We start from the raw sequence: 12,015 nt of genomic DNA, 5'->3' as shown, positions 1-12,015 counted from the left end.
GGCGCCTCAACTCTGTGACGCAGCTTTGGGAAGGATGTCGTTGGCGACCATCTCGCCAAACGGGCTGACGTAACCGGCGCTTTTCGGCAACTCGGGACGTTCGATATCCAGATGCGGAAACAACAGTTCGGCGACCCGATACGACTCTTCCAGGTGTGGATAACCGGAGAAGATAAAGGTGTCGATACCCAGGTCCGCGTATTCCTTGACCCGCGCCGCAACCGTTGGGCCATCGCCGACCAGCGCCGTGCCTGCCCCGCCACGCACCAGGCCGACGCCGGCCCACAGGTTGGGGCTGACCTCCAGGTTGTCACGGCTGCCGCCATGCAAAGCGGCCATGCGTTGCTGACCGACCGAATCGAAACGCGCCAGCGACGCCTGGGCGCGGGCAATGGTGTCGTCGTCCAGATGGGAGATGAGTTTGTCGGCGGCTTTCCAGGCCTCTTCGTTGGTCTCGCGCACAATCACATGCAGGCGAATGCCGAAGCGCAGGGTACGCCCGAGTTTCTCGGCCTTGGCGCGAACCTGGGCGATTTTTTCCGCGACAGCAGCCGGCGGCTCGCCCCAGGTCAGGACCATTTCCACCTGCTCGGCCGCCAGGTCCTGGGCCGCTTCGGAGGAACCGCCGAAGTACAGCGGCGGGCGCGGTTGCTGGACCGGTGGGTAGAGCAGCTTGGCGCCTTTGACGCTGATGTGCTCGCCGTCGTAGTCCACGGTTTCGCCTTCGAGCACGCGGCGCCAGATGCGCGTGAACTCCACCGATGCCTGATAGCGTTCTTCGTGGCTGAGGAACAAGCCATCGCCAGCCAACTCTTCCGGGTCACCGCCAGTCACCAGGTTGAATAACGCACGACCACCGGACAACCGGTCCAGGGTGGCGGCCTGGCGTGCGGCCACCGTCGGGGAAATGATCCCGGGGCGCAGAGCAACCAGGAATTTCAAACGCTGGGTCACTGGAATCAGCGAGGCAGCCACCAGCCACGAGTCTTCGCAGGAGCGACCGGTAGGGATCAACACCCCGCCGAAACCCAGGCGGTCAGCGGCCTGGGCCACTTGTTGCAAATAACCGTGATCGACGGCGCGGGCGCCTTCGGCGGTGCCAAGGTAATGGCCGTCGCCGTGGGTAGGCAGGAACCAGAAAATATTGAGGCTCATGGAGTTGTCTCCTGAAGGAATCGGATTACGGCGCTTTGGCAACCGCGGCGGGTGGCGTCCAGATCACGTCCTTGATGCTCAAGGGCTTGGGGATCAGTTTGAGCTGGTAGAAGCTGTCGGCGATTTTCTGCTGGGCCGCGACCACTTCCGGGGTCAGGAACAGCGCACCGTAGCCCTGGCGTTTCACCGAGGTCAGGGTGATGTCGGCGGGCAGGCCCAGCAGCGGTGCGACTTGTTCGGTGACTTCCTGCGGGTTGGCCTTGGACCACTCGCCCACCGCGCGCACTTCTTCCACCAGCGCCCTGATCACTTCAGGGTGTTGCTCGGCGTAGGGTTTGGTGGCCAGGTAGAACTGATGGTTGTCGGCAATGCCGGTGCCGTCACGCAGGGTACGGGCTTGCAGTTGTTTCTCGGCGGCGGCCTGGTACGGGTCCCAGATCACCCAGGCATCCACACTGCCGCGCTCGAAGGCGGCACGGGCATCGGCAGGTGGCAGGAATACGGTTTTCACGTCGGTGTAGTTGAGGCCGGCATCTTCCAGGGCTCGCACCAGCAGGTAATGCACGTTGGAGCCTTTGTTGAGCACAACCTTTTTGCCTTTGAGCTCGGCGACCGATTTGATCGGTGAGTCTTTGGGCACCAGGATCGCTTCACTGGTAGGCGCAGGCGGTTCGTAGGCGACGTAAAGCAAGTCGGCGCCGGCCGCCTGAGCAAACACCGGTGGCGTTTCACCGGTGACGCCAAAGTCGATGGAGCCGACATTCAGGCCCTCAAGCAACTGCGGGCCGCCGGGAAACTCGGTCCACTGCACCTGCACGCCTTGGGCGGCCAGGCGTTTTTCCAGCGTGCCCTTGGCCTTGAGCAGCACCAGGGTGCCGTACTTCTGATAACCGATCCGCAGGGTCTCGGCGGCTTGGGCTTGAACAATGGCGCCGAAGGACACAGCCGCAGCAAACAGTGCGACCAGACCACGACGCAAGATGACAGTGCGCATGGCGCTCTCTCCACAGTTGCGATTAGGGTTTTGGCTGCACCTGCTTGGCCGTTGGCGGCTGAGTAAGGTGAGTGTTTCTCGATTCGGGGGTAAGGCTCAGATGCTCCAGCGAGCACTCAACAAGCGTTCATTCAACACATCGGGGTCCAGCGGCTTGGGGCGCCGGGCCATGGCGCTGTAGAGCTGCTCCAGGGCTTCGTGCAAGCGTCGTTCAAGTACCGGCACCAGTTGCGCCTGGACGCTGCCTTCGCCATAGGCGATCTGGCTGTCTTCGGCGAAAATGCCGTGGAGCAATTCCTGGGCCTTGAGAGCCGACAGCACCGGCTTCAGGGCGTAGTCCACCGCCAGCATGTGGGCGATGCTGCCGCCGGTAGCCATCGGCAATACCACCTTATGGGCCAAGGCACGTTCGGGCAGCAGGTCCAGCACGGTTTTCAGCGCACCGGAGAACGATGCCTTGTACACCGGCGTGGCGATCACCAGGCCGTCGGCATTGGCCACCTGTTGCAACAGGTCGATGACCTTGGGGCTGTCGAACCGTGCGTGCAGCAAGTCTTCAGCCGGGAAGTCACGTATCTGGTAACTCACCACTTCCACGCCCTGCTGTTGCAGCCATTGACGGGTTTTATCCAGCAACACCCCGGAGCGCGAACGCTGGCTGGGACTGCCTCCAAGTGTTACGACCAGCATGCAGGAGATTCCTTGAGCAAGTGTCGGCGGTTCGCTGTGCGGCGATGGCGCCAAGATGGGATAGACCTTATCAGCAGATTTATATATCTATAAATCTTATTTATTCATTTGTTTATTCCATAAATACATAAGCCGTTTATCAATCGCCAGGCGAAAAAAAAGGCCGTGAAAACGGCCTGAAAACCCCTGCTGTGTGAGACGGTTTGCAACTTGATGCCTTTGCTGTTCATGAGGCCGCCATCGCGGGCAAGCCCGGCTCCCACAGGGGAATGCGGTCAACTGTGGGAGCCGGGCTTGCCTGCGATGGCGATATCCGCCTTAACGATTGGGTTGTGGGGTAAGCCGCAGGTACGGCTTCACCGCGCGATAGCCCTTGGGAAAGCGCTTCTTGATCTCTTCCTCGTCCTTGAGCGACGGCACGATCACCACCTCATCCCCATCCTGCCAGTTGGCCGGCGTGGCGACCTTGTGGTTGTCGGTCAGTTGCAGCGAGTCGATCACCCGCAGGATTTCATGGAAGTTGCGCCCGGTACTGGCCGGGTAGGTGATAGTCAGGCGGATCTTCTTGTTCGGGTCGATCACGAACAAAGAGCGCACGGTGAGGGTGTCACTGGCGTTGGGGTGGATCAGGTCGTAGAGGTCCGAGACCTTGCGGTCGGCGTCGGCCAGGATCGGGAAGTTGACCACGGTGTTCTGGGTCTCATTGATGTCTTCAATCCACTTGTGATGCGAGTCCACCGGGTCTACCGACAGGGCGATGGCCTTGACGCCACGTTTTGCGAATTCGTCCTTGAGCTTGGCGGTGAAGCCCAGCTCGGTGGTGCACACCGGGGTGAAGTCTGCCGGGTGGGAAAACAACACACCCCAGCTGTCGCCCAGCCATTCGTGGAAGCGAATCTTGCCGGCGCTGGAATCCTGTTCGAAGTCGGGGGCGATGTCGCCCAGTCTTAGGCTCATGGTGTGGCTCCTGATGAGTGCTTATGGAGCCCACTGTGCATGGATTTGGATTTATTTAAAAAGAATAAATATCGATTTATCTAGACGATAAAGGAATATTAAAAATGTGTTCATTGGACTTGGGCACAGGCGAAGATCAACATTGTTTTCAAGGTTCGAGAAGGCCTTGAGTCGCTGTAGTAAAGAGGGTTTCAGGAAGGGCTTGCGGGGGTTGAGCCCGACTTGAAAGCAGTACACCTTGCCCGGCATTGCGCCGGGCAAGGCTTTACAGTCTTACAACAGCGGGATCGAGTAGCTGACGATCAGGCGGTTTTCGTCCTGGTTACGTGCGTTGGCGATGTCGCTGCGCCACATAGCGTTTTTCCACGCCACGCCGACGTTTTTCAGCGGACCTTCCGGTACGACGTAGGCAACAGTGATGTCACGTTCCCACTCGGACTGGCCGGTGAACTCGGCACGGTTGCTGGCAACGGTGTCGATATGATCACCCTTCAGGTAAACCACACCAGCGGTCAGGCCAGGTACGCCCACCTTGGCGAAGTCGTAGGAGTAGCGAGCTTGCCAAGTGCGCTCGCCGGCACGGGCGAACTTCTGGATCTGCATGTCGGTGGTGATGTAAGCCGACGAGCCGTCACCCTGGTTCAACCAAGGGAAGTCGCTGCTGCCGTTGCTGACCTGGTAACCGCCACCGAAGGTGTGGCCGGCAACCGAGTACAGGAACAGGCCGCTGTACAGGTTGTTGTCGACTTTGCCACGACCGGAGTTGACGCCACCGTAGTTGCCTGTGGAGAAGTAGGCAGACTGGTTGCCGTTGTTACCGTCGTCGGAGCTGTTGAAGTAACGCAGATCAGACTTCAGCACGCCAGGGCCGATAGCCCAGTTGTGGGTCAGGCCCAGGAAGTGTTGCTTGTAGAAATCTTCCAGGTTGCCGTAGTAGTACTGGGCGGTCAGGTCCTTGGTGATCTTGTAGTCACCACCGGCGTAGTAGAACTTGTTGCTCGAACGCCAGTTCACGCCACGGCTGTTGGCGCCGGAGATGGACAGGCTTTCGTTGTTGCTGGAGTTACGGCCCTTGGCTTTTTCGATCTGGCCGGCAACCAGGGTCAGGTCCTTGATGTCGCTGGAGGTGATCTGGCCACCCTGGAAGGTCTGCGGCAGCATACGACCATCGTTGGTGACGATGACCGGCAGCTTGGGTTGCAAGGTACCCAGCTTCAGTTCGGTCTGGGAGATCTTCGCTTTGGCGGTCAGGCCCAGGCTGGAGTAGTTATCAACGGCTTCGCCATTGGACTTGCTCGGGAAGATGGTGCCGCCATACGAGCTGGCGGTCGCGCCGTTGGTGCCGCCGCCGGAATCCAGGCGAACACCCAGCAGGCCGATAGCGTCAAGACCGAAGCCGACGGTGCCTTGGGTGTAACCGGAGATGAAACGCAGATCGAAGCCTTGGCCCCACTCTTCGTTCTTGTTCGCACCAGCACCTTCACGGTTGTCGGTGTTGATGTAGAAGTTACGCAGGCCCAGTGTGGCCTTGCTGTCTTCGATGAAACCGGCGGCGCCTGCTTGCTGGGCGATTGCGCCCAAAGCTACAGCCACAGCCAAGGTGGACTTCTTCATGTACCGCTCCTCTCGTTTCTAATTTTTGTATTTCTTTGGCCCCGGGTCTGACGCCCTGGATCCACAGATGCGCGATTAGCGCCAGATAGTGACTAGCAAGTCAATCGTAACCTTGTGTGTCTACTACCTTCGTCTAATCGCAGTTGATTTGGTCCCTGCAGGGTAATGAGTTTTTCATACACCCAAAAAGAATTGTTTCATTCTTTTTCATACGATTCGGGAATAAGCGGATGCGTGAAGCGGGTGGGTCGAGTGACACGAACCGCTCCATAAGCTAATTCCTAAAGGGTATTTACCAGTGCTTTTTTAGATCGATTAGTGTGACCGTACGGTTGCATACGTCACTCACGATCAAAAAGGCGACGCCATCATGGCCAAACGCACATCCTCCCGTCAATTTGTTACAGTTTTTGTATCGGTATTACTTTCTTTTGGTGTCAGCGCGGCCGATTTGACGGTCGGCTACCAGACCGGCATCGATCCCAGCAAAGTCCCCCAGGCTGACGGCCTCTACGAAAAAACCATTGGTGAGAAAATCGCCTGGCGCCGGTTCAACAGTGGCCCGGAGGTGGTCACGGCCATTGCCTCGGGTGATGTACAAATCGGCAACCTCGGTTCCAGCCCCCTCGCCGCAGCCGCTTCGCGCAATCTACCCATCGTCGCGTTTATCGTATCGGCACAGATCAACGCTTCTGAAGCCCTGGTAGTGCGTAATGGCAGTGGCATCGACAAACCCGAAGACCTGATCGGCAAAACCATCGCCACACCCTTCGTCTCAACCTCCCATTACAGCCTGCTCGGCGCCCTGAAGCATTGGGGGCTGGACACTAAACAAGTCAAAGTGGTGAACCTGCAACCGGCCGAAATCGCCGCCGCCTGGAAGCGCGGCGATATCGACGGCGCATTCGTGTGGTCACCGGCCCTGGGCGAAATCCGCAAGACCGGCAAAACCCTGACCGATGCGGCGCAGGTGGACCAATGGGGCGCACCGACGTTTGAAGTGTGGGTAGCACGCAAGGATTTCGCCGAAAAACATCCTGAGGTAGTGGCCAGGTTTGCCAAGGTCACCCTCGATTCATTCGCCGACTATGCCGCGCATAAAGACAGTTGGACGGTGGATTCGGAACCGGTGCAGAAGATCGCCAAATTGACAGGCTCCAATGCCGACGATATTCCAGAGTTGCTGGCGGGCACGACGTTTCCCGATGCGCAGGCACAACAGACCGAAGCGCTGCTCAAGGGCGGCACGGCGAAGGCGATTGGGGAGACGGCGAAGTTCTTGAAGGAGCAAGGCAAGGTGGAGACGGTGTTGCCGGACTATTCGGCCTATGTGACCGACAAATTCATCACACAATAAATACAGTCTTCGGTGGGAGCTGGCTTGCCTGCGATGCCAGCATCTCGGTCGTTCAGATAAACCGAGGCGCTGCTATCGCAGGCAAGCCAGCTCCCACACAGAGCCGTACTCTTTTACAGGGCCTTTTCAAAGATCTTGGAGTTGCGCTGATAGTTGTACAGCGACGCACGCGCCGACGGCAGGCGGTCCACGCTGCTCGGCACAAAACCGCGCTCACGGAACCAGTGGGCCGTGCGCGTGGTGAGCACGAACAAGGTCTTCAACCCCTGCGCACGTGCACGGGTCTGGATGCGTTCGAGCAACACATCGCCGCGTGCGCCGTGGCGGTACTCCGGGTTCACCGCCAGGCACGCCAGCTCGCCCGCATCCGAATCCGCAATCTGATACAGCGCTGCGCACGCGATGATCATTCCTTCGCGCTCGACCACGCTGAACTGTTCGATTTCCCGCTCCAGCACTTCCCGCGAACGACGCACCAGAATGCCCTGCTCTTCCAGCGGGCTGATCAGGTCCAGCAAACCGCCGACGTCTTCAATCGCCGCTTCGCGCACCAGTTCGAATTGCTCCTGGGCCACCAGCGTACCGCCGCCGTCGCGGGTAAACAGCTCGGTGAGCAAGGCGCCGTCTTCGGCGTAGCTGACGATATGGCTGCGCCCTACTCCACCCCGACAGGCTTCGGCAGCGGCATCGAGCAGCTCGGCCTGATAGTTGCTGCCCAGGCGTTGCAGGTGCGCAGGCACTTGCTGCGGGCGCAATTCACGTACCAGACGGCCGTTCTCATCGATCAGGCCGGGATCGGCACCGAACAGCAGCAATTTGTCGGCACCCAGGTCGATGGCGGCACGGGTGGCGACATCTTCGCAGGCCAGGTTGAAGATTTCACCGGTAGGCGAGTAGCCCAACGGCGACAACAGCACGATAGAGCGCTCGTCCAGCAGGCGGTTGATGCCTTTGCGGTCGACCCGGCGGACTTCGCCGGTGTGGTGATAGTCAACGCCCTCAAGCACGCCAATCGGGCGCGCCGTCACCAGGTTGCCGCTGGCCACGCGCAGGCGCGAGCCCTGCATGGGCGACGAGGCCATGTCCATGGACAGGCGCGCTTCGATGGCGATACGCAGATGGCCGACAGCGTCGATCACGCACTCCAGCGTCGCCGCATCGGTGATGCGCAAGCCTTCGTGGTAAGCCGGGGTCAGGCCGCGTGCTTCAAGGCGGGTTTCAATCTGCGGACGCGAACCGTGCACCAGCACCAGCCGCACACCCAGGCTGTGGAGCAGCACCAGGTCGTGGACGATATTGCCGAAGTTGGGATGTTCCACACCGTCGCCAGGCAGCATGACCACAAAGGTGCAGTCGCGGTGGGCGTTGATATAGGGCGAAGCGTGACGAAGCCAATTAACGTATTCGGGCATAACACCTGGGCCTGTAATAAAAAGCAGCCGAAAAAGGATGAGTCGCAAAAACGCACAGCGGGCTGATGGTTATCGTCGGAACAGGCTTGGCGACACGCTCGCTCTCCTTATGTACGAATGGGCAAGGGTTAATTTATGCAGGTTTCAGGCAGTAATGTTCGATCAGTTCCCGCAATAGACGCACTGTAGGCGTCAAGCGTGACATTTCGAGGTACTCGCCCGGCTGGTGGGCGCAGGCGATGTCGCCGGGGCCAAGCACCAGGGTTTCACAACCAAGGCGCTGAAGATAAGGCGCTTCGGTGCCGAACGCTACTGCTTCGGCACGATGACCGGTCAAACGTTCCGCCACCCGCACCAACTCGGTGTCTTCGGGCTGCTCGAAAGGCGGCACTTCGGGGAATAGCGGCGCGTAGTCGATCTTGACCTTATGACGCTCGGCCAAGGGTTCGAGCTTCTGCCGGATCGCCGCACGCAGCACTTCAGGGTCCATGCCCGGCAAGGGTCGCAGGTCGAACTCCAGGGAGCACTGGCCGCAGATGCGATTAGGGTTGTCGCCGCCGTGGATACAGCCGAAATTCATGGTCGGCTGCGGCACGCTGAATTGCGCGTTGCGGTATTCGCGCTGCCAGGCCAGGCGCAGGCCGCGCAGTTCGCCGATGGCATCGTGCATGGCTTCGAGGGCGCTGTGGCCCAGGCTTGGGTCCGACGAGTGGCCGCTGCGGCCAAGGATGTCGATACGTTCCATCATCACGCCTTTGTGCAGGCGGATCGGCTTGAGCCCAGTTGGCTCACCGATCACCGCCGCCCGTCCCAGCGGCCTCCCCGCCTCGGCCAGCGCACGCGCGCCGGACATGGAGCTTTCCTCGTCACAGGTGGCGAGGATCAGCAGCGGCTGCTTGAACGGCTGGTCGAGCAACGGCAACACCGCTTCAATGGCCAGGGCAAAAAATCCTTTCATGTCGCAACTGCCCAGCCCCACCCAACGACCATCGACTTCCGTCAGCTTGAGCGGATCGGTCTTCCACAGTGCCGCATCATAAGGAACCGTATCGCTATGGCCCGCCAACACCAAGCCACCGGGGCCGCTGCCGAAACTGGCGAGCAGGTTGAACTTGCCAGGGCTGACTTGCTGGATGTCGATAGCGAAACCCAGGTCGCCCAGCCACGCGGCGAGCAGATCGATCACCGGGCGGTTGGTCTGGTCGAGAGACGCTTGGGTGCAACTCACCGACGGCGCGGCGATCAAGGCGGCGAACTGCTCTTTCATGGACGGTAACGGCATGCGCGGTCTCCCAACTTCCCGGATGAACCTCACTATAGAGGCATCTGCCCAACACAATAAACCGTTGCGGCACGTTGCCGGGCTCAGTCCTGTACACTGCACGACCTTGGCAGCCACACTTTTCCCCGGCTGCGCTCCCGATCCTGGATTTTCCGGCCATGCAGAAAGAAACCGAAATCAAGCTCCGCGTCAGCCGCGAAACACTCGCCGCGCTACGTGAGCACCCGCTACTGAAAAAACGCAACAAAAGTGGCTGGGAACGCCGTGAGTTGATGAATCAGTACTTCGACACCCCCGAGCGCGACCTGGCGCAGGCCAAGGTCGCCCTGCGCCTGCGCAAGGACGGTGACGACATCATTCAGACCCTCAAGACCCGTGGCCAAAGCGTCGCTGGCTTGTCGGAACGCAACGAGTACAACTGGGACCTGCCCAAAGCCAAGCTCGATGTGAAGAAACTCGACGGCGAGTGCTGGCCCGAGCAACTGGCCGAGTTGGACAAAAAGACCCTCAAGCCGATCTTCACCACCGACTTCGTGCGTGAACGCGCCGAAATCGCCTGGGGCCGTGGCAAGGCCAAGGTGGTGATCGAAGCCGCCCTGGACCTGGGCCATGTGGTGGTTGGCAAGCAGAAGGAAGAAATCTGCGAGCTGGAACTGGAATTGCGCGAAGGCGAACCCGCCGCCCTGCTGGAGCTGGCCGCCGAACTGGCTACGACCCTGGCGCTGATGCCCTGTGACATCAGCAAAGCCGAGCGCGGCTACCGCCTGTATGACGCGAGCAGCTACTCATTGAGCCTGCCGGCACCGCAGATCCACGCCGAAATGCCTTTGGATGATGCTTTCGCCGCAATCATGTGGCACCTGTTGGGCAGCAGCCAGCGCCTGGCCGAGCAATACCGTTTCAACGGCCACTGGCGCTTGCTGCAGGACTGGGTCGAGAACCTGGGTGAGTTGCGCGCGCTGATCGGCAGCCTCGGCCAGGCCGCGCCGCGCCAATCCACCAGCGAACTGCGCAGCGCCCTGGATGCACTGCTGGAAGACTGGCGCCCGCTGGTCCAGGCCGGTGACGACGATGAAGACATTCGCAAAGCCGCGCCGGAGCAGTTCATCGAAGAATTGCAAGATGTACGCTGGGGCCTGTTCTCACTGAATACCTCGCGCTGGCTGCTGGCTCGCACCTGGACCGCTGAGCGTAACGTGCGCGGCAACCGCCAGGGCGCTGCGCAAATCACCAACTGGCTGCCACGCCTGCTGGCCGACGACGCCGTCGCCCTGCAACTGCCGCGCTACCAGCAACAGCCCGAAGACCTGGCCGAGCAACTGCCGCGCATCGAACGCATCCAGGCCTGGCTGCACCATGCGCGCCATGTAGTAGACATTGCGGAACTGGACCGTTTGTATGGCGAGCTGAACAAGCTTGCGCAACTGGCTAACCAGCCGATCACCGATGAATCGCTGGATGCGCGTATGCACCAGGCGATTGCGGTGTATCAGAACCGGGCCTGGAAGACCCTCCTGCGCCTGTAAAATCGCCATCGGGAGCAAGCCCCCTCCCACATCGTGTGGGAGGGGGCTTGCTCCCGATGAGGCCCGCCCTGTCAGCGCAATACTGGCAGGCTGGTAGTGGACTTGATCTCCGACAACGCCACGATGGAGTTGACCTCCTGGATCCCCGGCACCATCGATAACTTCTCGAAGAAAAACCGCTCATACGCCTCGATGTCCGAAGTGACGATGCGCAGCAGAAAATCCACCGACCCCATCAGCACATAACACTCCAACACCTCCGCAAATCCGCGAATCGCTTCGGTGAACTCAGTGAAGTTGGAGCGGCCGTGAGCGTTGAGTTTGATCTCGGCGAAAATCTGCGTGTTGAGCCCGATTTTCTTGCGGTCCAAGAGGGTGACCTGGCCCCGGATCACGCCCTCTTCCTTGAGCCGCTGAATGCGTCGCCAGCACGGAGACTGCGACAGGCCGACCTGCTCGGCGATCTGTGCGCTGGAGAGCGAGGCGTCCTCTTGCAGCAGGGCCAGAATGCGGCGATCGTAGACGTCCAACTCGCTGTGCATAGAAATACCTATGAAAGTGTATTTTTTGAATTGATTGATTCGATAATGCGCCAATAAGGCTCATCTTAGATAAGAAATCTCCCTAGGCGAATGTGAAAATTCCTCCAGTCGATTTTGGAGAGTCAGTATGCACGCCGTCGAAACCGCCCACCCTGTCACCCGCGTCGATGCGTGGGCCGTCAACAGCGCCCACTGTCAGGCGCACTATCGGATCGTCGCCGAGGCTGAGCCCGACGTGCTGTGCCGGGTGCTGAACTACTTTGCGCTGCAGTTCCTGACGCCAGCCCACGTCAATATGAGCCGGGACGCCGACCTGCTGAATATCGATATCGTGATCGACGGCCTTAGCTGGCACCGTGCCCAAGTCATCGGTGAAAAGATTCGAAACCTGATCAGTGTCTGCGACCTGGAGTTGTGGCCGGCTGATGCCGAGCGGCCTCAGGCACTGGCGGCGACGGCGCGGTAAAAACCTGCAATACACCTGGG

At 60.0% G+C, this 12,015-nt stretch carries 11 protein-coding genes; 3 read left to right on the top strand and 8 right to left on the bottom strand.

What is annotated here, in order from left to right; genetic code table 11:
• Positions 1-6: 6 nt before the first annotated feature.
• The 5 genes from ssuD to JH25_RS11585 form a co-directional block, all read right to left on the bottom strand.
• Complete coding sequence (gene ssuD, locus JH25_RS11565) at positions 7-1,155, bottom strand: FMNH2-dependent alkanesulfonate monooxygenase (RefSeq protein WP_005792361.1); 1,149 nt, start codon at positions 1,153-1,155, stop codon at positions 7-9.
• Between the two features lie 25 nt (positions 1,156-1,180).
• The gene (locus tag JH25_RS11570) at positions 1,181-2,149 is read right to left on the bottom strand and encodes a sulfonate ABC transporter substrate-binding protein (protein WP_032878852.1); all 969 of its coding nucleotides are present in this window, start codon (positions 2,147-2,149) and stop codon (positions 1,181-1,183) included.
• 96 nt (positions 2,150-2,245) lie between these two features.
• Positions 2,246-2,839, bottom strand: a complete 594-nt coding sequence (gene ssuE, locus JH25_RS11575; protein WP_032878851.1) for an NADPH-dependent FMN reductase — start codon at positions 2,837-2,839, stop codon at positions 2,246-2,248.
• A gap of 318 nt (positions 2,840-3,157) precedes the next feature.
• Positions 3,158-3,796, bottom strand: a complete 639-nt coding sequence (locus JH25_RS11580; RefSeq protein WP_003195267.1) for a peroxiredoxin — start codon at positions 3,794-3,796, stop codon at positions 3,158-3,160.
• A 273-nt stretch (positions 3,797-4,069) separates the two neighbouring features.
• Positions 4,070-5,410 carry an OprD family porin gene (locus JH25_RS11585; protein ID WP_032878849.1) on the bottom strand — a complete coding sequence of 447 codons (1,341 nt, stop codon included), beginning with the start codon at positions 5,408-5,410 and terminating at the stop codon, positions 4,070-4,072.
• Between the two features lie 370 nt (positions 5,411-5,780).
• On the opposite strand from JH25_RS11585, the gene tauA reads away from it, so the two are divergent.
• Complete coding sequence (gene tauA / locus JH25_RS11590) at positions 5,781-6,767, top strand: taurine ABC transporter substrate-binding protein (RefSeq protein ID WP_032878848.1); 987 nt, start codon at positions 5,781-5,783, stop codon at positions 6,765-6,767.
• 113 nt (positions 6,768-6,880) lie between these two features.
• On the opposite strand, the gene argA is transcribed toward tauA, so the two are convergent.
• Together argA and argE are read right to left on the bottom strand one after the other, a co-directional pair.
• Positions 6,881-8,179: an amino-acid N-acetyltransferase gene (gene argA, locus JH25_RS11595; protein ID WP_005792368.1), complete on the bottom strand. Its 1,299-nt coding sequence runs from the start codon at positions 8,177-8,179 to the stop codon at positions 6,881-6,883.
• A 133-nt stretch (positions 8,180-8,312) separates the two neighbouring features.
• Positions 8,313-9,461 (bottom strand): acetylornithine deacetylase, encoded by a 1,149-nt coding sequence (gene argE, locus JH25_RS11600; RefSeq protein ID WP_005792369.1) that lies wholly within the window; start codon positions 9,459-9,461, stop codon positions 8,313-8,315.
• 158 nt (positions 9,462-9,619) lie between these two features.
• Between argE and JH25_RS11605 the strand changes: the two genes are divergently transcribed.
• Positions 9,620-10,987, top strand: coding sequence for a CYTH domain-containing protein (locus JH25_RS11605; protein WP_032878845.1), 1,368 nt, complete (start codon positions 9,620-9,622; stop codon positions 10,985-10,987).
• Positions 10,988-11,058: 71 nt separating this feature from the next.
• Here JH25_RS11605 and JH25_RS11610 read toward each other — a convergent pair whose 3' ends face one another.
• Positions 11,059-11,529, bottom strand: coding sequence for an Lrp/AsnC family transcriptional regulator (locus JH25_RS11610; protein WP_005792372.1), 471 nt, complete (start codon positions 11,527-11,529; stop codon positions 11,059-11,061).
• Positions 11,530-11,656: 127 nt separating this feature from the next.
• On the opposite strand from JH25_RS11610, the gene JH25_RS11615 reads away from it, so the two are divergent.
• On the top strand, positions 11,657-11,995 hold the full coding sequence (locus JH25_RS11615; protein WP_032878844.1) for a hypothetical protein: 339 nt from the start codon (positions 11,657-11,659) through the stop codon (positions 11,993-11,995).
• Positions 11,996-12,015: the final 20 nt, after the last annotated feature.

The organism is Pseudomonas sp. BRG-100 (genome assembly GCF_000737955.1).
Classification (GTDB): Bacteria; Pseudomonadota; Gammaproteobacteria; order Pseudomonadales; family Pseudomonadaceae; genus Aquipseudomonas; species Aquipseudomonas synxantha_A.
This window is presented reverse-complemented; position numbering and strand designations above follow the sequence as displayed.